At 64.7% G+C, this 21,879-nt stretch carries 16 protein-coding genes; 11 read left to right on the forward strand and 5 right to left on the reverse strand.

Annotated features, from left to right (window positions below):
- Positions 1-3 precede the first annotated feature (3 nt).
- Both QK290_RS00740 and QK290_RS00745 read right to left on the reverse strand, forming a co-directional pair.
- A complete protein-coding gene (locus tag QK290_RS00740; RefSeq protein ID WP_282328857.1) occupies positions 4-660 on the reverse strand; it encodes a DUF4129 domain-containing protein in 657 nt (218 codons plus the stop codon).
- Positions 650-1,732: a hypothetical protein gene (locus tag QK290_RS00745; RefSeq protein WP_282328858.1), complete on the reverse strand. Its 1,083-nt coding sequence runs from the start codon at positions 1,730-1,732 to the stop codon at positions 650-652. The genes QK290_RS00740 and QK290_RS00745 overlap by 11 nt, the downstream gene beginning before the upstream one ends.
- A 357-nt stretch (positions 1,733-2,089) precedes the next feature.
- Here QK290_RS00745 and mtrA point away from each other — a divergent pair, with 357 nt between their 5' ends.
- The 7 genes from mtrA (at position 2,090) to secA (ending at position 12,327) form a co-directional block, all read left to right on the forward strand.
- Positions 2,090-2,764: an MtrAB system response regulator MtrA gene (gene mtrA, locus QK290_RS00750; protein ID WP_282328859.1), complete on the forward strand. Its 675-nt coding sequence runs from the start codon at positions 2,090-2,092 to the stop codon at positions 2,762-2,764.
- Between the two features lie 70 nt (positions 2,765-2,834).
- Positions 2,835-4,583 carry an MtrAB system histidine kinase MtrB gene (gene mtrB / locus QK290_RS00755; protein ID WP_282329068.1) on the forward strand — a complete coding sequence of 583 codons (1,749 nt, stop codon included), beginning with the start codon at positions 2,835-2,837 and terminating at the stop codon, positions 4,581-4,583.
- Positions 4,584-4,603: 20 nt separating this feature from the next.
- Positions 4,604-6,298, forward strand: coding sequence for an LpqB family beta-propeller domain-containing protein (locus QK290_RS00760; protein ID WP_282328860.1), 1,695 nt, complete (start codon positions 4,604-4,606; stop codon positions 6,296-6,298).
- 63 nt (positions 6,299-6,361) lie between these two features.
- The gene (locus QK290_RS00765; RefSeq protein WP_282328861.1) at positions 6,362-7,372 is read left to right on the forward strand and encodes a phosphoribosyltransferase family protein; all 1,011 of its coding nucleotides are present in this window, start codon (positions 6,362-6,364) and stop codon (positions 7,370-7,372) included.
- A gap of 145 nt (positions 7,373-7,517) precedes the next feature.
- A complete protein-coding gene (raiA, locus tag QK290_RS00770) occupies positions 7,518-8,243 on the forward strand; it encodes a ribosome-associated translation inhibitor RaiA (RefSeq protein WP_193342179.1) in 726 nt (241 codons plus the stop codon).
- A 32-nt stretch (positions 8,244-8,275) separates the two neighbouring features.
- Positions 8,276-9,541 (forward strand): crosslink repair DNA glycosylase YcaQ family protein, encoded by a 1,266-nt coding sequence (locus QK290_RS00775; protein WP_282328862.1) that lies wholly within the window; start codon positions 8,276-8,278, stop codon positions 9,539-9,541.
- Positions 9,542-9,588: 47 nt separating this feature from the next.
- On the forward strand, positions 9,589-12,327 hold the full coding sequence (gene secA, locus QK290_RS00780; RefSeq protein WP_282328863.1) for a preprotein translocase subunit SecA: 2,739 nt from the start codon (positions 9,589-9,591) through the stop codon (positions 12,325-12,327).
- A gap of 123 nt (positions 12,328-12,450) precedes the next feature.
- Here the strand turns inward: secA and QK290_RS00785 are convergent, their stop codons facing one another.
- Together QK290_RS00785 and QK290_RS00790 are read right to left on the reverse strand one after the other, a co-directional pair.
- Positions 12,451-12,918 (reverse strand): Rv3235 family protein, encoded by a 468-nt coding sequence (locus tag QK290_RS00785; protein ID WP_282328864.1) that lies wholly within the window; start codon positions 12,916-12,918, stop codon positions 12,451-12,453.
- 43 nt (positions 12,919-12,961) lie between these two features.
- Entirely contained in the window at positions 12,962-13,795 is an 834-nt protein-coding gene (locus QK290_RS00790) for a hypothetical protein (protein ID WP_282328865.1), read from the reverse strand.
- A gap of 149 nt (positions 13,796-13,944) precedes the next feature.
- On the opposite strand from QK290_RS00790, the gene QK290_RS00795 reads away from it, so the two are divergent.
- Complete coding sequence (locus QK290_RS00795) at positions 13,945-14,517, forward strand: hypothetical protein (protein ID WP_282328866.1); 573 nt, start codon at positions 13,945-13,947, stop codon at positions 14,515-14,517.
- Between the two features lie 117 nt (positions 14,518-14,634).
- On the opposite strand, the gene QK290_RS00800 is transcribed toward QK290_RS00795, so the two are convergent.
- Positions 14,635-14,850 (reverse strand): helix-turn-helix domain-containing protein, encoded by a 216-nt coding sequence (locus QK290_RS00800; protein ID WP_104062208.1) that lies wholly within the window; start codon positions 14,848-14,850, stop codon positions 14,635-14,637.
- 153 nt (positions 14,851-15,003) lie between these two features.
- Between QK290_RS00800 and QK290_RS00805 the strand changes: the two genes are divergently transcribed.
- From QK290_RS00805 to QK290_RS00815, 3 genes are all read left to right on the forward strand, one after another.
- Positions 15,004-15,648, forward strand: a complete 645-nt coding sequence (locus QK290_RS00805; protein WP_282328867.1) for a hypothetical protein — start codon at positions 15,004-15,006, stop codon at positions 15,646-15,648.
- On the forward strand, positions 15,645-16,943 hold the full coding sequence (locus QK290_RS00810; RefSeq protein ID WP_282328868.1) for a chromosome partitioning protein: 1,299 nt from the start codon (positions 15,645-15,647) through the stop codon (positions 16,941-16,943). Before QK290_RS00805 ends, QK290_RS00810 begins: the two co-directional genes overlap by 4 nt.
- Positions 16,944-17,009: 66 nt before the next feature.
- A complete protein-coding gene (locus tag QK290_RS00815) occupies positions 17,010-21,863 on the forward strand; it encodes an NAD-glutamate dehydrogenase (protein WP_282328869.1) in 4,854 nt (1,617 codons plus the stop codon).
- Positions 21,864-21,879 lie beyond the last annotated feature (16 nt).

A 21,879-nucleotide genomic window follows, 5' to 3' on the forward strand; every position in this document is an offset into this window, starting at 1 on the left:
GCGTCATCGCTGAACCGCCGGTTCGTCACGTTCAGCGGGCAGGGCCGCGCTCGCCGGCGTGAGGGACTGCAGGGTGACGTCCAGCCTGCGCACGGCGGCATAGTCCGCCTGGTCTGCGTCTTCATTGCCATAGCGGATCCCGTCGAACGTACGCGCAGTTTCCGTCAGACGGCCGGCCTCTGACGGAAACGGCGTGGCCAGTTCGTGTGCCACCTCGTCGGCGGTCCGGCCGGGCCGCGCGTCGAGAACCGTTCTGTCCTCTGCCGTGCGCACCAGCGCACGGAAACAATCGACGACGGCGGAACTCCAGGCGCCGGCTGCGGCCGCGGCTTCCGCACGCTGGCGGTAGGCCGTAGCACTGACTGTTGCGTCGGCGTCGAACACGTCTCCGGCACGCTTGGCTTTGGCGTTGAGGCGCGGGCGGGCCAGGATGACCGTCGCGCCGATCAGCACGGCGATGGCCACGCCGATCCACGGCGCCGCGGCGGTGCTGTCCGGGCCGGAGCCGCCGTCAAGGGACCGCAGCCAATCCAGGATGTCTGCCCACACGCTGTCCAGCCAGCCGGGGGCCGCGTCGCGGTATTCCGGCTTGGCAAGTTCTTCTACGGACCAGCGGCGGGCCTCGTCGCGGCCGGGCAGGACCGGTGGTTCAGCGGCCATCGGGCCATGCCCCGAACGGTGGCGTTCCGTTTGGCGGTCCCCCGTAGGGCGGCCGCGGAGTTTGGCCGGGTCCCTCCCTGTAGACCGCGACGCCGCGGCCCGGGACGCCGTCGGGATCCGCGCCCGATTCCAGCAACCGGAGCAGGGCGATATCCAGTCCATCCCGGCGCATCCTGAGGTCAAGGTAGAGCAGCGCCATGACGGAGGTCTGAAATGCGAACCCCACCGCGCCGACCATCGCACCAACGACCGCGGTGGCAACGCCCGCCACCACGGCCGCCGTCATAGCCTGCTCGGCACCACCATGCGGTGAGACCACGCCGGTGTAAAAGCCGGAGAGAAGAGAGACCGGAATGGTGACGATCTGGGCGATAACCCCCACCATGATGCCCACCACCAACGTGATGCCCAGGAGCCGCCACCAGCTGTTTCGTGTGAGTTCCCAGGAGCGGCATATGCCGGCCACCGCCCCGAGCTCCTCTACCACCACGGCAGCGGGAGCCACCATCAGCTTGATGTAGACCCACACGTACAGCACAAAGCACACGAGACCCAGCGGGATCAGGATCAGGGCGCCCATTCCACCCACCGTACTGACCAGCAGCACTGCCAGCGCCGCAAACAGCAGCGCTACGAGGAGCCCGGCGCCGACCAGCAACGCCGCGAGGCGGATCAGTGCCCACGCGCGGGACCGCGCCAATGCCCACATCTGCCTGAAGCCAGTGGGGCGGTTGAGGACGGACCTGGCGACCGGGACCACCATGGCGCCCTGCAGGACCGCCGACAGGAAAACGGTCAGCACCGAGACCAGCACGACGCCGGACGCGAAGGTGAGCACCACGGGTACCAGGTCCTGCTCAGTCAGTCCCTCCGCCCAGGTCTTCAGCGACGCCGCCGACGTGGCGGAAAATGCCGTGAGAACTGCCGTCAGCACTGCGGCGAGTGTCTGCGCCAGCAGCGCGGCGCCCAGCATGGCCTTGGCATTGCGCCGGATCGCCTGGAAGGAGCCGTCCAGGATCTCGCCGAACATCAGCGGGCGCAGCGGAACGATGCCGGGTTTGGGCGGTGCCACGTAGCGGGGCTGTTGGTACGGCGGCGGGCCGCCGTACGGGGTGTGCTGAGGCGTGTCCCAATCCGGCGGGCCACCCGGCGTTGGGCCCCATACCGGCTGACCGCCCCAAGTATGCTGGGCCGGACCTGGCTGGGGACCCCACGGAGGCAGGCTCCCCGGCGGCTGGCTCCTCCCAGCCTCGCCGGCAGGATTCGGCTGCTGCATGTTCGGATCCTGGTTGGGCACCCTGTTCCTTCCCCGTGCGGAACTGTCCGCGTATGGCCAGCCTATAGTTCCGCCGTCGGACGTCATAGCGTGGCGCCATGCCGTAGGGCCGTTGAACAGGACAAACCCTGTTCAATAGGGGAACATATAACTATGAAGGCACGCATTCTGGTAGTTGACGATGACGAAGCGCTGGCCGAAATGATTGGGATTGTTCTGCGCAATGACGGCTTTGAGCCGGTCTTTTGCGCCGACGGCAGCCAGGCGCTGGATATTTTCCGCTCATCGAAGCCTGACCTCGTGCTGCTTGACCTGATGCTTCCCGGCGTGGACGGCATCGAGGTCTGCCGGCAGATCCGTTCCGAATCGGACGTTCCCATCGTGATGCTCACCGCCAAGGCGGATACGTCCGACGTCGTCCGCGGCCTTGAGTCAGGCGCAGACGACTACGTGCCCAAGCCTTTCAAACCCGCCGAACTGGTGGCGCGGGTGCGTGCCCGCCTGCGCCCCGGCGACCAGAAAGCGCCTGAAACGCTGCGGATCGCAGACATCACCATCGACGTGGCCGGCCACACCGTGAAGCGTGCCGATGAGCGGATCTCGCTGACGCCCCTGGAGTTTGACCTCCTCGTAGCCCTGGCCCGTAAGCCATGGCAGGTTTTCACCCGCGAGCTTCTTCTGGAGCAGGTCTGGGGCTACCGCCATGCGGCGGACACCCGGCTGGTCAACGTCCACGTCCAGCGCCTCCGGTCAAAAATTGAACGGGATCCGGAAGCTCCCGAAGTTGTATTGACGGTTCGTGGTGTCGGTTACAAAGCAGGTTCCTGAGCCCTCAGGACCAGAAGCGCACCGCGCCCCGGCCCCTCCCGCTGCGAAGGGCCCGGAGCATACGGATGCGCTGCCGGCGGAGCTGGCAACGCTGCCGTTCCGGGCACGGATCTGGCGGCGCCGCGGAGTCATCGTGGGGCTGCGGGTGGGCCGCCTGGTCCAGATCGGCGTGACCCGTTTCTTCCCTGCTGTCCGTTTTATCGGGCGGTCCATGCGTCGGCGCTGGCGCCGGTCCCTGCAGTTCCGGACCGTCCTCACCACCCTGCTGCTGGCTGTGACATCCTTTGGTGCCGTGGGCGCCTACCTGTCCAACCAGATCGCCAACAACCTTTTCCAGGAGCGCTTGACTCAGGCAGAATCCGAAACCCGTTACTACGTCAAGCAGGTCCAGGAGACGTTCGACGGCGCCCAGGTCACGGACCAGTCCAGCGTAATCACCTTGGTCTATGACACCCTGAACGCCGTGGAGGGCCGCGGCTCCGTCATCCAGCGACGCTACGTTTTCGAAGCCAAGCCCGAGCAGACCAAACCCAGGAACCGCTGGGTGGAGTCGCGGGCGTCGGACCAGCTGACAGTCAGCGTCATCCCGCCTGGACTCCGTACGGCAGTCCAGGCATCAGGCAAGGACCAGTACTGGGCTTCCACCGTGATTCCGGTAGGTACCGAGGACAGGCCGGGCATTGCTGTGGGCAACCTGGTGACATTCAACGGGACTGTGTATGAGCTGTACCTGATCTATGACGTCAACACGGCTCAGCAGACGCTCGACGAAATCCAGGGTGTCCTCCTGGCCGGCGCCGCGGTGCTGGTGCTGATGATCGGGGCCATCGCCTGGTACGTCACCCGCAACGTGGTGAGCCCGGTCAGCCACGCTGCCCTGGTGTCGGAGAAGCTCGCGGCCGGCCAGTTGCAGGAGCGGATGGTGGTCAAGGGCGAGGACGAGGTGGCACGCCTCGGGGCGTCGTTCAACCACATGGCCGCCAGTCTCCAGGAGCAGATCACCCAGCTGGCCATGCTCTCCCAGATGCAGCAGCGGTTTGTTTCCGACGTCTCGCATGAACTCCGCACGCCCCTGACCACAGTCCGGATGGCCGCGGAGGTGTTGTACGACGCCCGCCACGACTTCGACCCCATCAACAAGCGCTCCGCCGAACTCCTGTACAACCAGGTGGAGAGATTCCAATCCCTGCTGGCCGATCTTCTCGAGATCTCCCGCTTCGACGCCGGCGTGGCGATGCTCGACGCCGAGCCCGAGGACATCCTGCAGGTGATTGCCCACGTCATCGACGGGGCGGCGCCCGTCGCGGCCGAATACGGCTCTGAGATCATCCTCCGGGCGCCCGCCGAGGGAATTGTCGCGGAAATGGACGCCAGGAGGATCGACAGGATCCTGCGGAACCTCATCCTGAATGCTGTGGAGCATGGCGAAGGCCGGCCGGTTACCGTGACTGTTGCGGCCAATCAGTCAGCGGTGGGGGTAGCTGTCCGGGACCAGGGGATAGGCATGACTCCTGCCGAGGCCGCCCGTGTCTTTGACCGGTTCTGGCGTGCGGATCCGGCCCGGGCCCGCACCACCGGAGGCAGCGGCCTGGGCCTGTCCATCGCCATGGAGGACACCAAACTCCATAATGGCTGGCTGCAGGCATGGGGAAACAAGGGCAGAGGGGCCAACTTCCGGCTGACCATTCCGTTGCGCCAGGGCGAGGAGATCGACCGGTCACCCGTGCAGCTTGAGCCGGAGGACATCATCCTCCCCAAGCTTCCTCACGCCAAGAACGTGCTGGCACTGGGGCAAGGAACGCCGAAGGAGCCTTCATGATGGGACGACGAGTGCGCATAATGCTGAAGAGGAGCGTTGTGCTGCTCGTTGTTGTGCTGCTGCTGGCTTCGTGCGCGCGCATTCCGACTGCCGGGCCGGTGGGGAAGAGTGCGGAAGGCAGCGCCGGAAACGTCAATGCACCGGTATTCCTCCCGGCCGCGCCCCAGGCCGGCGCTACTCCGGAAAACATCATTGATTACTTCTACCGTGCCGGTACCGGTTACGAGGGTGACTACGCGGTGGCGCGCGAATACCTGACGCAGGCAGCGTCCGTGTCCTGGAAACCGGACCAGCGCTCACTGGTCTACCGCGAGGCGAAAGTGGTAGGCACCGGCGTCGACAACGTTTACAACTACCAGCTGGACGTGTCCTACAGCGTAGATGTTGACGGCGTCGCCACCCAGATGCCCGAAGGCACCATCGAGAACATCCCGGCCACACTCACCCAGGTGGACGGCGAATGGCGGATCTCAGCCATCCCGGACGGAACCGCGATCCCGGAGGAAACCTTCAAGGTCATCTACGGGGCCTATCCCATCTACTTCTACGATCCCAGCTTCACATATGCCGTGCCCGACGTCCGCTGGTTCATCAAGAACAAGACCGTCAAGGCCATGACCAGCGCCCTGCTTGCCGGCCCCGCACCGTACCTTCGCGGTGCCGTGGTGAGCGCCTTCCCGTCCGGCATCAAGCTCGCCCGCGAATCGGTTCCGGTGGTGTCCGGAGCCGCGCAGGTGGACCTCACCGCCAAGGAACTCACGGAGGCGTCCACGGAGGACAGGCTCCGGATGCAGACACAGCTTGCACTCACATTCCGCAGCCAGCCCGACGTCGTGAATGTGGAGCTGCACGCCAACCAGGACCTGGTCCGGGTCGAGGACAACGGCTCCGTGCTGCCCCCGGTGCGGGACAAAAACGTGCCGGTCCGCGAGATCGCCGTCAGCGGCAATGAGCTGGTTCGCTACGAGAACAACAGGGTGTCCCCGCTGCCGGGTATGCAGCCGGTGTCCTCGCTCGGTCCGCGCTACCCAGCGGAATCCCCGGTGTCCCAGACCGTGGCCTTCCTTAACGACAGCCGGACGACGCTCTACAGCATGGTGCCGGGACAGCCGGCCCGGGCGCTGACAACGCGCGCCACCATCACGCACCCTTCCTTCAGCCTTTATGACTGGGTGTGGGCCGCAGGGCCGGGAGCCACCGGGGGCACTGAGGTGGTCGCCTATCGGCCCATCGGGGTGGCCGAAGGCGCTGCAGTTCCCACCGTTACCCTCACGCCGTCCTGGCTGGCCGGACGAATTGTCAAGGAGCTGAGGATTTCCCGTGAGGGTGTCCGGGCGCTGGTCATTTCGGAACACAACGGCAAAACGAAGGTGCAGATTGCCGGGATCATCCGGAATGCCGACGGGACTCCCCGGGAACTGACTGCCCCGATCACCCTGGTGGCTTCCGACGACCCGGACCAGGGCGTCTGGGTGAACGACACCACGGTTGCCGTGATGAAGGCATCGGCAGGCTCGAATGTCACGCCGGAGCTGCTGTCCCTCACCTCCGGGCAACCCCAGCAGCTGGCGCCATGGCCTGGGCTGGTGTGGCTCAGCGCCGGCAACGGGCTGGAGGAAATCTACGGCCAGTCAGGCGAGGGCATTTTCCAGCGGCTGGGCAACGGCTGGTCGCCCCAGATTAAGGGTCCCATCGACCCATCATTCCCTGGCTAGCGTGCTGTCCACATAGCCCGGCCTGGGGGTTCCGGGGCCGCGGCCGAGAGGCCACCATGGGGTGTGACCGAAGCTCAGCCCGCACGTCCTCCCGCTCGGCACCTTCCTGTCCTGCGCTCTCCTGCGCCCAGCTCCGAGGGCCGTGCTGCCTGTCGCGCCGAGGACAGCCTTGCCAGAAGTGCTGCAAGCCTGGATCCGGACATTCTGCCCCCTGTGGTGCACGCCAAGCATCGCGGCGGCTACAGCCGCCGTTGGTTGCGGGCCGCCGAACAGATGGGAGCCGCCGCCGCGGAGTTGCTGGCACTTGCCATCCCTGTGGACTGCGTCTGCTGTGGCGCGGAGGACCTGGCCTTGTGCGTCGCGTGCGAACGCCAGGTGCGCCTGCTGACCAGGCACCCGTTCCGGGCAGAGGAACACGCGCCGGCCCTGATGAAGGTCGACGGCGGCCTGATCCTTCCCGTGGTGGCGGCGGGGGTGTACCGCGAGGAGTTGGCGCAGGCCGTGCTTTCGTTCAAGAGCCATGGCCAGCTCCAGCTCACGGCTGTCCTGGCGCGGGGTCTGGGGCGGGGCATTGCCGCGGCCGTGGCCGGCGTCGACGGCGTCTGCCTGGTTCCCGTGCCCAGCAGTACGGCCGGCTACGTCAAGAGGGGCTTCAGCCCGGTCCACCTCCTGTTGGCAGAATTGCGGCGGGGGACCACCCTTCCCGGGGTGCCGGTGGTTGACGTGATCCGGAAATCAAGGCGCCGCGCCGCACTGGAACGGCTGCCCGGAGGCCAAAAGGGACTCGGCCGTGGTGCCCGGGCCAGCCGGGTCAGGGGGTCCATGAGAGTCCCGGTACGCCACGGCGCGCGGGTGTCCGGCCGCCGGTGCATCATTGTCGACGACGTCCTCACAACAGGGGCCACATTGGCGGAAGCAGCCCGCGCGCTCCACGTCAGCGGCGCCGTAGTGGTGGGGGCTGTGGTCCTCGCCGCGACACGCCCGCCTGATTCAGCTGGCGGCGAATCGTCCGGCCCGGGAGCTGGCGGAAAGCGGCCCGTCTTAGAAAAAAATAAACGAAGAAAGGATGAATAACAGGTGGCCATGAACTAACGTCGGTTGTGGGTACCAAGAACAAGTTGTACCTTTCGATGGCGGCTCGGAAAGGGGCTCGACTGTCAAGCAGATCGGCCCATGGGAAGTGTCGCCGTCGTGTCACCGAAGTCATTTGGAGGGCACCATGGAGTTTATGATCAGCGGACGAAATCTCACGGTCTCAGACCGATTCCGCGAATACGCCGGTGAAAAGATCTCGAAGATCGAGTCACTTGGCGACAAGGTCCAGCGGGTGGATGCGAAGGTTTCCAAGGAAACGAACGCCCGCCAGACCGGCGACCAGCTCACCGTTGAAGTGACGGTTCTGGGCCGGGGACCCGTAATCCGTGCCGAAGCCAGCGCCGCAGACAAATTCGCGGCGTTCGATCTCGCCTACACCAAGCTCCTTGAACGTCTCCGCCGTGCCAAAGACCGTAAAAAGGTCCACCACGGGCGTCACACACCCAAGGCAGTACGTGAGGCCACCGCGTCACTGGAACCCGCAAGTACCAGCGAGCCCATTTACGTCGAGGCGAGCCATCGCAGCGAACCCCAGGCAGCACCTGTTGAACGCTCGCCCTACGAGGTTGAGAACGACATCCCGGCAGGGGACTCTCCTGTACTGATCCGGCGCAAAGTCTTCCCTGCGGCCTCCCTCACTCTTGACGATGCTGTGGACAACATGGAGCTCGTGGGCCACGATTTCTACCTGTTTGTGGATAAAGCCACCAATACGCCCTCGGTGGTCTACCGGCGCCGTGGCTGGACGTACGGAGTGATTACCCTGGACCACGAATGCGAGCCGGGGGAAACGGCCGTCGAAGAAAAAATCCTCGCCTACCGCTCCGATGACGAGGCTGCAAAAATCTAAGTCGCTTTACGCCTCTCAATGAAGGGACTGATGTGCCAGCGACGCTGAGGCTTAACCAGGCCCGGCGGATCGCCTTGGCAGCTCAGCGACTCGACAAAGGACGGCCCGCCGGCCCCGTGACCTTACGGACGGTGGGCCGTACCTTTGCCCGGATCCAGCTTGTCCAGATCGATTCCGTCAACGTGTTGTCCCGCAGTCACTTTCTGCCCTTCTATTCAAGGCTCGGCAACTACGACCGCAACATACTTCAGCGGATGGCCAGCTCGCCTCCCAGACGAATGATGGAGTACTGGGCGCACGAGGCCAGCTTCATCCGGCCCGAGCACTTCCAGGACCTCCGCTTATGGCAGAAACGCACGTGGGTGGGGGCATCCGCCATGGACCCGGAACTGCGCGACGCCGTGGCCGGAAAGATCCTCGGCGCCCTCGCCAACGGGCGGCCCATGACAGCCGGAGAACTGACGGCGTACATCGGGCATGTGGAGGACCGGCGGGAGGACAACTGGGGATGGAACTGGAACGCCGTTAAACGCGTGCTTGAAGACCTGTTCGAGGCCGGCACCATCTCCGCGGCGTCCAGAACCGAACAATTCGAGCGAAAGTACACGCTGACGGCCAAGGTACTGCCGCACCGGCTTGCCCTCGAAGCCACGCCGGACCCTGTGGAGGCCATGCATCGGCTCATCGATGCCGCCGCGCAGGCCCATGGCATCGGAACCGTGAAGTGTTTCGCGGATTACTTCCGAACGCCCGTCAAGGCGGCAGCCGCTTCGGTGGACCACCTGGTCAGCATGGGGAAGCTGGAGCCGGTGGCTGTCGCGGGCTGGGACCGGAAGGTATATCTCCATGCCGACGCAGCCAGGCCGCGGCGGGCAACTGGGCGGGCCCTGCTCAGTCCCTTTGACTCCCTTGTCTTCGAACGGCGCCGGCTGGAGGAGCTCTTCGGGTTCCACTACCGGATCGAGATTTACACGCCCTCGCATCTCCGGCGCTTCGGGTACTACGTCCTGCCCTTCCTGCTGGGCGATACGATCGTGGCGCGGGTAGACCTTAAGGCGGACCGTGCGGCAGGAAAACTGCTGGTCAGGTCCGCGTACGGTGAGCCGGACGCACCGCCAGGGACCGCCTTCGAACTCGCCGCCGAGCTGGAGCTGATGGCCGGATGGCTGGAGCTGGACGATATTGTGGTCAACCCGGTCGGCGACTTGGCGGAGTCTCTCGCGCGGGCCCTGCGCCACCGTGCGGGCCCGCTCCGCTCTCAGGGAAAACCGGCCGCGTGGCCTGTGTCTCTCCCGTAGACTAAAAACGCCAGAATTCGGCAGCATAAGACTGGGAGTATCTTCACGTGGCATCACTTATCGAAAAACTTCTCCGCACGGGTGACAAAAAAACCCTGCGGCAACTGCGGAACTATGCCGACTCGATTAATGCGCTCGAAGACTCGTTTAAAACCTTCACGGATGCTGAGCTCCGCGAGGAAACTGACCACCTCCGCGCCCGCCACCAGGACGGCGCGCAACTGGACGATCTCCTGCCGGAGGCTTTCGCCGCGGTGCGCGAGGCCTCGTCCAGGACCCTGGGCATGCGTCACTTTGACGTCCAGCTCATGGGTGGCGCCGCACTCCACCTCGGCAACATCGCCGAAATGAAGACCGGCGAAGGTAAGACGCTCGTGGCCACCGCGCCCGCCTACCTCAACGCACTCACCGGCAATGGTGTCCATGTCATCACGGTGAACGACTACCTTGCCGAATACCAGTCAGACCTCATGGGCCGGGTCTACCGGTTCCTTGGCCTGACGAGCGGTTGCATCCTGTCCAACCAGGATCCCGCGGTGCGCCGGCAGCAGTACGCCGCGGACATCACCTATGGCACAAACAATGAATTCGGTTTTGACTACCTGCGCGACAACATGGCCTGGGACCAGTCAGAACTCGTCCAGCGCGGCCACAACTTCGCCATTGTTGATGAGGTCGACTCCATCCTCATCGACGAAGCCCGCACGCCACTCATCATTTCCGGCCCGGCGCAGGGCGACACCAACCGGTGGTACAGCGAATTTGCCAAGGTAGTGCAGCGGCTGAAGGCCGGTGAGGACTACGAGGCGGATGAGAAGAAGCGCACCGTCGGCGTCCTGGAAAGCGGCATCGAAAAGGTGGAGGACTACCTGGGCATCCAGAACCTCTACGAATCCGCCAACACTCCGCTCATCGGCTTCCTGAACAACGCCATCAAGGCCAAGGAACTGTTCAAGCGGGACAAGGACTACGTCATCCTCGACGGCGAAGTGCTGATCGTTGATGAACACACTGGCCGCATCCTGGCCGGGCGCCGCTACAACGAGGGCATGCACCAGGCCATCGAGGCCAAGGAAGCCGTGGAGATCAAAGCCGAAAACCAGACGCTGGCCACGGTGACGCTCCAGAACTACTTCCGGATGTACTCCAAGCTGGCAGGCATGACCGGCACGGCCGAGACTGAGGCCGCCGAGTTCATGGGCACGTACAAGCTCGGCGTGGTGGCCATCCCCACCAACCGGGACATGCAGCGCCTCGACCAGTCGGACCTCGTGTTCAAGAACGAAAAGGTGAAGTTCGACGCCGTCGTAAAGGACATTGCCGAGCGTCACGAGGCGGGCCAGCCCATCCTTGTGGGCACCACAAGTGTCGAAAAGAGCGAATACCTCTCCGGGCTGCTCGCCAAGGAGGGCATCAGGCACGAAGTCCTGAACGCCAAGAACCACGCCCGTGAGGCGGCCATCGTTGCGCAGGCCGGACGCAAGAGTGCTGTCACGGTGGCCACCAACATGGCAGGCCGAGGCACGGACATCATGCTGGGCGGCAACGCCGAATTCACCGCGGTGGCCGATCTCGCCAAGCGCGGGCTGGACCCGGAAGAGAATTCGGAAGAGTATGAAACCGCCTGGCCTGCTGCCTTGGAGGCCGCCAATCAGTCCGTGAAGGACGAACACGAGGAAGTCTTGAACCTCGGCGGGCTGTATGTCCTGGGAACTGAGCGGCACGAGTCCCGCCGTATCGACAACCAGCTCCGTGGCCGTTCCGGCCGCCAGGGCGACCCGGGCGAATCACGCTTCTACCTCTCCCTGACCGATGACCTGATGCGGCTCTTCAACTCCGGCGCAGCCGAGCGGTTGATGAACAGTTCCGTTCCGGATGACGTGGCTTTGGAATCGAAACTCGTTTCCCGGGCCATCGCGTCGGCGCAGGGCCAGGTTGAAGGCCGCAACGCCGAGCAGCGCAAGAATGTCCTGAAGTACGACGACGTCCTGAACCGCCAGCGCGAAGCCATCTACGGTGACCGCCGCCGGATCCTCGAAGGTGACGACCTGCACGAGAAGGTCCAGTTCTTTGTCGAGGACACCATCATCGCCCTGATTGAATCCGCCACCGCCGAAGGCAATGGCGACGACTGGGACTACACCCAGCTCTGGACCAATCTCAAGACTCTCTACCCCGTCAGCGTCACAGCGGAGGAGATCATTGAGGAAGCCGGTGGCAAGTCCAAGCTCACTGTTGAATTCCTCAAGGAAGAACTGCTCTCCGATGCCCGCGTGGTCTACCAGACCCGTGAAGAGACCATCGGTTCCGAAAGCATGCGCGAGCTGGAACGCCGCGTGGTGCTCTCAGTCATCGGGCGTAAGTGGCAGGAACACCTCTACGAGATGGACTACCTCAAGGAAGGCATCGGCCTGCGTGCCATGGCACAGCGTGACCCGCTGGTGGAATACCAGCGCGAGGGCTTCACCATGTTCCAGAGCATGATGGAGGCCATCCGCGAGGAAAGCGTCGGCTTCCTGTTCAACCTTGAAGTTGAGGTGACTCCGGCCCAGGATGTGGTGGTTCCGGACGCAGCCGGCGGCCACACGGAGCACGTTGAGCCGCAGATCCACGCCGCTGGCCTGGAAGCGCCGGAGAAGCCTGCCCAGCTGCAGTACACGGCTCCCGGTGAAGACGGCGCATCCGAGACCCGGGTGGAAGCCCGTTCCTCGTCCAAGTCCGGCAACCCGGCCAAAGCTGCTGCGCAGGACGCCACCAAGCGTCCGGCCAAGAAGAAGCGCCGCTGATCCAGTCACGGTTTCCAGGCAAAAACCTGTAGGCCGCAGCGGGAGACAAGAAGTGCCCGGAGCAATTTAGCTCCGGGCACTTCTTCGTCTGTCACCGCGTGGCTGCCAATTGTGGGCAAACGGTCAGCCGACCATAAACTCGGTCACGCGCCAGACCTGCTTGCTGCGTTCAAGACGGACCGCCACCGCCCGGGCCCGGACATCGTCGACCACCACGGCGCTTGCCTCATAAATGCCCGGGGCGACCTCGCAGGCGCGGACCGAGCGCACGATGGAGTTTCTGTGCAGCCGGGCCAGGGATGGCGAGGCGGACCGGCCCTGTTCGCGGCGGATCAGGGCCGAGCGGTGCTGCAGAACGGCGAGGCAGCGCGGGTCCAGGCGCCGCGCGAGCTGGTGGATCGGCCGGATGCCGGCGAGGACTTCCATGGCCGCCTGGACGGTGCTGCGGGTGATTGCCAGGATTTCTGAGGTCTCGTCTGCAGCATGCAGGGGCGCGACCGGCGCGGAAGTGGTGCGCGGAGGTGCCTGGCGGACTGCTGCCGCGCTGCCCGGGTTAACCGGGGCGGAGTGGATTGGCGTAACTGCGTACATGTGATTCCCCTTAGTCGTGAGTTGATGAATGTCGGAACGTCGGTCAGGCCGCGGAAGGTGCTTTCAATATCTGCCCGGGCAGCAGGACGTGCGGGCTCTCGCCGATCTGGGATTTGTTGGCCTCATACCAGCGGGGCCAGTGCAGGGCGACGTCCACATCCGACGCAGCCGGGCCCAAGTGGCCGGAGGCGATGTCCCACAGTGTGTCGCCGGCCAGCACTGTGACCTCACTCAACGCCGGCAGTGTGGTCTGCTCCGCCCGGACGGGCTGGGCAGCCATCAGGCCGGGGTCCAGAACCGGCGGGCTGGGACGCCAGTCGGGCCGGACCGCAGCTGCAGGAGTTTGGCTGGTCCGGTCTCCTGGGTCCCCGGGAGCTGTGCCCTCTGCTTCAGGGATCTGCGGGTGGCCGCTGGTGGGGGACCACTGCGCCTGGATGGCGACGCCGTGGACCGGTACGTCCTGGACGGCCACTTCCTGGGTAGGTACCCAGGCAGGTCCGGCCGGTGTTGCGGCAGCGTGAGCCAGCGGTGCCGTCAGCAGCTGCACCGACAGTACGGCCACGGCAAGCCGACGCATAAATGCAGGGCAGCACTTGCCTGCCCTGGCGGCGGCCCGCCGCCTGCCGCACTTGTCAAGCACGGCAGCCGTTGCCGCCATCATCATCGAGAGGACCCACCACGCCACGATGGCCAGTCCTGCGGCAATGGCCACAGCACCAAGTAGGTCATCGAGATCCGGGCCTTGGCGGCGGGCTGTTGATACTTGCCACCGATCCACCATGCCCCCGCCGGCGACGCAGAGGAAGAATCCCAACAGGAGGATGGACGCCGCCATAACGGCGTCTGCGCGGAGCCCGCGTGTTGTACCGGCCGCCATGGTGGTTCCTATCTAAGGTTTGATGCTGTTTGATGTTGTTTGATAAATCTAGGATCAGTTTGACGCAGTTTTAGTGGATTTGTCCAGAGACTGGAGTGAAGTCTTCGGTGAATTGACCTCGGATGAAGCCGCGCCCTACGCTTGGCCCCATGCGTTGGGATGCTCTGTTCAGTGACATGGAGGCACAGTTCGCCGAGGGCGAGCGGCTGGGGCTTGATGCTGAGATCTCTGAACGGGCGAGAGCGGAAACCGCCTCCGTAGCCCTGGCTGACCGCTTGCGGGGTTCCCTGGAGAGTCACGTGGCAGTGCACCTGGTGTGCGGACGCGTCTTCGAAGGAACCTTGAGTCATGCCGGCGCCGACGCCCTGGTCCTGAACGAGATGCGTCACCAGGTGCTGATCCCGTATGGCGCGGTGGCGAGCTACGCTGGCCTGGGGCGGGTCTCTATGGCCGAGACGTCGCAGGTACGGCGCCGGATCGGATTGGCGCATGCGCTGCGGGGCCTCGCGCGGGATCGGGCCGAACTCGGAGTTACACTGCGTCACATGCCGGAAAGCGGCGCTGGGCTGGCGGGAGTCATTGACAGGGTAGGCAGTGACTTTTTGGACCTCGCGCTGGTTACCCCCGGGGAGTCCCGGCGGGCATCGCAGGTCCGGCAGGTTGCCACGATTCCGTTTGCGGCGCTGGGGGCGCTCCGGTCATGGAGTGCAGGGGAACTCTAGCGCCGCGGGCCGGAGTTTTTTGTTCACCTAATGGGACTTTGCCGCCCGTCTGAGGCGATTATCTGGACAAAAACTCAACGGACGGTGGCGCATCAGAGGCGGCCCCCTGGGCCTGGGTCAACCTTGCTTGGCTTTTGCTTCCTGGATCATGCGGCTGGCCTCGGCGTAACGCTCTTCGATGTATTGCTCCAGCATCTTTTCCTCCACGCGCCACTGCCCGCGGCCACCCACCTGGATGGCTTTCAGTTCTCCGCTGCGTACCAGAGCGTAGGCTGCCGGGGAGTTGATCTGCAGTTGTTCAGCAACATCGGCAAGAGTGAGGAATCTGGGCATAGTTTCATTTTGCCATTGAAGGTGCCATCTAGTGCGGTTATCCACAGTTTCATGTTGTTTGGTCGTTTTGACTTTTGTTCCGGGGCCCATGCCGTAACAATGAGGTGTCCGGGCGCAGCCAACCGACTGGGCCGGAGCAAGGGGGAGAAAAGCATGAGTCACGATGCAGCTAGTACGGGTGCCAGGTTGAAACCGCCGTCGTGGAGGGATCCCCGCCTGCTGGTTGGCCTATTGCTGGTCCTGGCATCGGTGGTGGGAGTGATCTCCCTGGTTGGCAGCGCCGATCGGACCACCGAGGTATACGCCGCCCGGGACTCCATTGCGGTGGGGGAGAAGCTGACCGTGGACAATGTGGTCCGGGCCAAGGTCCGCCTGGGTGAGACCGAACAGCATTACGTCACCGTTGAAGCAGGGCTGCCGGACGGGCTGGTGGCGGTCCAGAGAATCGGCAAGAACCAGTTGGTGCCGAAGGAAAGCCTGGCCACTGTGGATGCGTTGGACCGCAAGCCCGTGGCCGTGACCGTTGATGAAGCACTGCCGCCGCAGGCAGTGGCCGGGACCCGGGTGGATGTCTGGGTTGCCTTGCCGGATGCGCGCAACGGTTTTAGTGAGCCAAAGCTCCTGCTGCCTGGTGCGGAAATTGCCCAGGTGACCGCCGGCTCCACGGCTTTGGGGTCCTCCCGCAACACGGTGCTTATGGTGCTGGTTGCCGACAGCCACATGCCGGCCATCCTCGGCGCGCAGGCGAACCAGGCCAAGATTTCAGTGGTGTGGAACCCGGGCGGCGGGGCCTCATGAGCATCCCCGTGGTCACAGTGGGCCAGTCCCGCGAGGATGTGGTGGGCGGGTTGGAGCGGCTCCACGGTCCCGTCACGGTGGTCCGGCGATGCGCCGAACTCACTGAACTGCTGGCCGCCTGCCAGAGCGGACTCGCTCGGGCGGCGGTTGTGGCCGACGGTTGCGAGGGCCTGACTGCGTCGCTCGTTGACCGCCTCGGCGCCGTGGGCGTGGCGATCATCGCCCTCACGGATGACGCCGACGAGGCCGCCAGGCTGCGGGGGATCGGCGTGGCGTCCGCACTGACCGGGGTGGAGTCTGCCGCCCTGGCCGGCAGGATTGCCGAGGCGGTTTCCCAGCTGACCGGCGCTGCCACGGTTGCGACGTCCGGGAGTGGGCTGGGGGACACCAGCGCCGCGCTGCGCCAGCGTCCCGCCGACCAGGCGGGCGTGCCGCCGGCCTCCGGCGCGGGCAAGATCATTGCCGTGTGGGGTCCCGCCGGTTCGCCGGGCCGGACTTTCGTTGCGGCCAACATTGCGGGGGAGTTGGCTGCGGATGGCAAATCCGTGCTCCTCGTCGATGCCGACAGTTACGGGGCCAGCATGGCGGCAGTCCTGGGCCTGCTGGATGAATCTGCCGGGATCGCACAGGCCTGCCGGCTTGCGGACCAGGGACTGCTCGACGCCGATGCGCTACTGAAGGTCGCCAACCCTGTCACCACCAAGCTTGGTACTTTCCGGGTCCTGACCGGCATTACGCGGGCGGACAGGTGGACGGAATTGCGGGCGGCCGCCCTGTCGCTGGTGTTGGAACGCGCGAAGGAGGTTGCCGACGTCGTCGTTGTGGACACAGGTTTCTGCCTGGAGGCGGACGAGGAACTTAGCTTCGATACGATGGCTCCGCGGCGGAATGCCGCGACCCTGCGGAGCCTGGAACTGGCGGACACCGTCTATGCCGTTGGGGCAGCCGATCCGGTGGGGGTTCCCCGGCTGGTCCGCGGACTCGCGGAGCTCGAGCTGGCAGTACCAAATGTTTCACCTGTTGTGGTGATGAACAAGGTCCGGGCGGCGGCGGTGGGGAGATCCCCGGAACGCCAGCTGAAGGATGCCTGGGGGCGGTATGGCCCATCAGCGAAAATCGAGGCCTTCCTTCCGGCGGACAGCGCCGCAGCCGATGCGGCGCTGCTGGGCGGCTCGCTGTTGCTCGAAACGGCGCCGGATTCCAAGCTCAGGCAGGCGATCGCCAAATTGGTTTGTGCACCTGTCCAGCAATCCTCCCGGTCCTCTGTATTTTCTTCCACACCGAGGCTTCAGTGAAAGGGCTAGGCTCACCGTAGGAGCTGCAACGGTGCAGCATCAAACTTGTGATGGAGGCGTTTGTTGATGTCGTCTGGATCCAGCGTGGAGGATCAAGCCTTGGCTATTGGTGACCGGGAGGGATTCCTGGCGGATTATTACCAGCATCTAGCCGAAGAGGATGCCCGGACGTATTCCCGGGAGGCGCTGGCCAGCCGTGCGGAAACGCACCGCGGTGTCGCCGCGAACCGGCTGCCGGGCCAAGCGCAGGTTTCCATCGTCAACGAGCAGGACAGCAGCGTCGTCTATGTCGTCACGGACGATATGCCTTTCCTTGTTGACTCGGTTAATGCCGAGCTGGTGCGCCAGAACGCCGCCATCGGGCTTGTACTGCATCCACTGTTTGTGGTCACCCGGAACCGGGAAACGGGACAGCTGGTAAAAGTTGACCGCGTCCCGTCCCACATCGGTCTCTCCAGCGGTGATACGGCGGCGATGCCCATGCTCTCGCACCTCATCGCGCAGGGCGAAAACGCCTCCCACATGGAGTCGTGGATCGCTGTGGAAATCAACCGCGTCTCCGACGAGGCAAAGGCCTCGTTGCTGGACGGGCTGGACCGCATCCTGGGAGACGTGCGCGCGGCTGTCGAGGACTGGCCCAAGATGCGCAACAAGGCCCAACAGATTGCCGCGAGCCTGGACCAAGTGTCCCACCCGGCTCAGATTGCCGAGCTGCGGCAGGCGCAGGAACTTTTACGCTGGCTCGACAACGGCAACTTCACCTTCCTCGGATACCGTGAGTACGACCTCGTTACCGTTGACGGTGAAGATGTACTGGAACTGCGTGAAGACAGCGGTCTCGGACTGCTCCGGGCGAAGCCGGGTGCTCCGCACATGCAGCACCTCACCGACGCCGGCCGAAAAAAGGCCCGCGAAAAGCGGGCACTCGTAATCACCAAGGCAAACTCACGGTCCACCGTCCACCGCCCCGCGTACCTTGACTACGTCGGCGTGAAGAGTTTTGACACGGCAGGCAACGTCAACGGCGAGCGCCGCTTCATCGGCCTGTTCGCGACCAGTGCCTACGCCGGATCCGTCCGGAACATCCCCGTCGTGCGCGAAAAAGTGGACGCCGTGCTGGGCAACGCCGGCTTCCCGCCGGACTCACACTCCGGCAAGGACCTTTTGGGGATACTGGAGACGTACCCCCGCGACGAGCTGTTCCAGATCGAGACCGAGGACCTGGCGGCCACCGCAACCGGCATCCAGAGATTGCAGGAGCGGCGACGGACCCGGCTGTTCCTCCGGCCGGACATCTACGGACGTTTCATGTCCGCGGTGGTCTACCTTCCGCGTGACCGGTACACCACCAATGTCCGGCTCCGCATCGAGGAGGAACTGCGGACCACGTTCCAGGCAGAGACCATCGACTACGAGGCGCGGATGACCGAATCCGCGCTCGCCCGCCTGTTCTTTAGGATCCGCTTGCCCAAGGGCGCTGAGGTCAGCCACGTTAACGCTGATGACCTTGAGGCGCGGCTGGTCCGGGCGGCCCGGTCGTGGAGTGAGGGCATCACTGAAGTCCTGCGGGAACGCGGCGCCGATGAGCAGTCGAAGGAGCTCGCCGCGATCTGGTCGGAGGCTTTTCCGGCCGGATACCGCGTGGATTACGAGGTTGAGGACGCTCTGGAGGACATCGCCCGTTTCGAGAAATACGGGGCTGAAGCCGAGCGCACAGCCGGTGCAAGGCAGGAACGGCCGGGCGTCCACGTGTACTTGCCCAAGGGTGCCGGTGAAGTCCTCGAAGAAGATGCCCGCGTCAAGCTGTACATGTTGGAGCCCAAGAGCCTGAGCCAGATCCTCCCGTTCTTCCACAATCTTGGACTCGAGGTGCTGGATGAACGGCCCTTTGAGATCGAGACAGCTGACCAGCGGGACTTCTTCCTCTATGACCTCGGGCTGAAATACCCCGCCGGCATTGATCCGCTGGCCACAGGACAGCTGCTGGCCGACTCGTTCGGTGCCGCCGTATCCGGCGCTGTTGAGTCGGACAGCTTTGACCGGCTGGTTCTGCGTGAGGGGATGCAGTGGCGCCAGATCACGGTCCTGCGGGCCTACGCCCGGTACATGCGGCAAATGGGGAACACCAACTCGGTGGGTTTCATGGCGGACACTTTGCTCGCCAATCCCGGTGTCACCAAGGCCCTGACGGCTCTTTTCGCGGCCCGGTTCGACCCCGCCCTGAGCGGGACCGAGCGCCTTGCGGCGCAGGAGAAGGTCCGCGGTGAGCTGTCAGCTGCCATTGACGAGGTGGCAACCCTCGACGCCGACCGTGTGCTGCGGACCTTGGCGAACCTGATCGAGGCGACCCTGCGCACCAACTACTACCAGTACAAGACGCACCTGAGCTTCAAGCTCGATCCTGCCCGGGTTGAGGGGCTGCCGTTCCCGCGGCCGATGTTCGAAATCTGGGTCTATTCCCCACGGGTCGAGGGCGTCCACCTCCGCTTCGGCAAGGTGGCCCGGGGCGGCTTGCGCTGGTCTGACCGGCGCGAGGATTTCCGGACGGAGATCCTTGGTCTGGTGAAGGCGCAGACCGTCAAGAACGCGGTCATTGTTCCCACCGGCGCCAAGGGCGGTTTCTTCGCCAAACGGCTGCCCGACCCTGCAGCGGACCGTGCGGCCTGGATGGCGGAGGGTATTGAGAGCTACAAGACGTTCATCCGGGGCCTGTTGGACCTCACTGACAACCTCGTTGCCGGAACTGAAGGCGAAACTGTTGTGCCGCCGTCGGACGTTGTAAGGCACGACGACGACGATTCCTACCTCGTGGTGGCGGCGGACAAGGGCACGGCTACGTTCTCCGACATCGCCAACGGGCTTGCGGCTGAATACGGGTTCTGGCTTGGTGACGCGTTCGCCTCCGGAGGTTCGGTGGGGTATGACCACAAGGCCATGGGCATCACGGCCCGAGGCGCCTGGGAGTCGGTAAAACGCCACTTCAGCGAGCTCGACGTGGACACCCAGACCCAGCCGTTCAGCGTGGTGGGCGTGGGCGACATGTCCGGTGACGTGTTTGGCAACGGGATGCTCCTGTCCCGGCACATCCGGCTGCTGGCGGCCTTCGACCACCGGCACATCTTCCTGGACCCCGCCCCGGAAACGGAATCCTCGTTCGTGGAACGGCAAAGGCTGTTTGCACTGCCGCGGTCCTCATGGGATGACTACGACAAATCCCTCATCAGCGAAGGCGGCGGCGTGTACGGCCGCCACGCCAAATCCATTCCGGTCTCGCCGCAGGTCCGGGCGGCGCTGGGTCTGCCGGAGGCGGCCACCGAGCTGAGCCCGCCGGAACTTCTCCGCGCCATTCTGCTCGCCCCCGCCGATCTGCTGTACAACGGCGGGATCGGAACGTATGTCAAGGCCAGCACCGAGTCCAACGCGTCCGTAGGTGACAAGGCCAACGACGCCATCCGCGTGGACGGCCAGGACCTGCGGGTCAAGGTGGTGGGCGAAGGCGGAAACCTGGGCATGACGCAGCGCGGCCGCATAGAAGCCGCCCTGCAGGGCGTCATCCTGAACACCGACGCGATCGACAACTCGGCCGGCGTTGACTGCTCCGACCACGAAGTGAACATCAAGATCTTCGTTGACCGGATGGTCGTTGCGGCCAAGCTGACTCGGGAAGAGCGGGCAGGCTTCCTCGCCTCCATGACGGACGAAGTGGGGCGGCTGGTCCTTGAGGACAACGTGGACCAGAACATCCTGCTTCTGAACGACAGGATGCGGGTGGCCGAGTGGAGCCCCAGCTATGAGCGCCTGATGGACTGGCTGGAAAAGTCGGCCGACCTGAAGCGTGACCTTGAAGCGCTGCCCAGCACCGAAACGCTGCGGGAACGCCTGAGCCAGGGTCAGGGGCTGACGTCACCGGAGCTCTCGGTGCTGGCCGCTTACGCGAAGATCGAACTGGCGTCGGCACTGCGTGACAGCGACCTCGCCGACGATCCGTGGTTCCGAGCAACGCTGCGCGCGTACTTCCCGCAGCAGCTGCGGGAACGGTTCGACGCCGAACTGGACACCCATCCGCTGCGGCGCGAGATCATTGCCACAGTAGTGGCCAACGACATGATCAACCTGGGCGGCATCACCTTCGCCTTCCGCACCATGGAGGAAACCTCGGCCACGGAGGTGGCCGTGGCCAAGTCCTTCGTGGCGCTCCGCGAGATCTTCGACCTGACCACTATGGTGGCGGAGCTGAACAGCCTGCCGGCGTCGTTCCCCACCGAGCACTGGAGCACCGTCCACCTGGACATCCGCCGCCTGCTGGACCGCGCCGTCCGGTGGCTGCTGGCCCAGGGCGGCACGTCCCGGCCCATCGCGGAGACCGTGGCCGAATTCAAGCCCCTCCTGGACCCGATGCGCGCGCGGCTGCTGGATTATCTCCGCGGCGATGACCGTGACCGCGTTGACAACTGGCTGGAGACCGCGCGCGGGTGGGATCTTCCGGAGGGGCTTGCCATTAGGTGGGCGGAGCTCTTCGAGAGCTTTGCCCTGCTGGACATCGCCAAGATCGTGCATGCCCGTAAGGAGCCGGTGGAAGAGATTGCGGCGGTTTACTACACCGTGTTCAACCGCTTCCACGCCGACTCGCTGCTCGAACGGATCAGCAGCCTGCCGCGCCAGGACAGGTGGCAGGCGCTGGCCAGGGCCGCACTCCGGGACGACCTCTATTCCACCGTCTCAGACATGACGACGGCGGTACTCGAGTCAACAGCGTCCGGGGACTCTGCCGAGGACAGGCTGAAGGACTGGGAACGCCAGAATGCCGAGCAGCTGGGCAGGGCGAAGAGCATGTTTGACGAGGTCAACTCGCTCGAAGCCGACGATATGGCGTCACTGTCGGTAGCATTGAGGCTCTTGAGGTCAATCGTCCGACGCTAGGAATCCCGGCGTCGTA

Origin of the sequence: Pseudarthrobacter sp. AL07, from assembly GCF_029960665.1 — a bacterium.
In the GTDB taxonomy this organism is placed as follows: domain Bacteria; phylum Actinomycetota; class Actinomycetes; order Actinomycetales; family Micrococcaceae; genus Arthrobacter.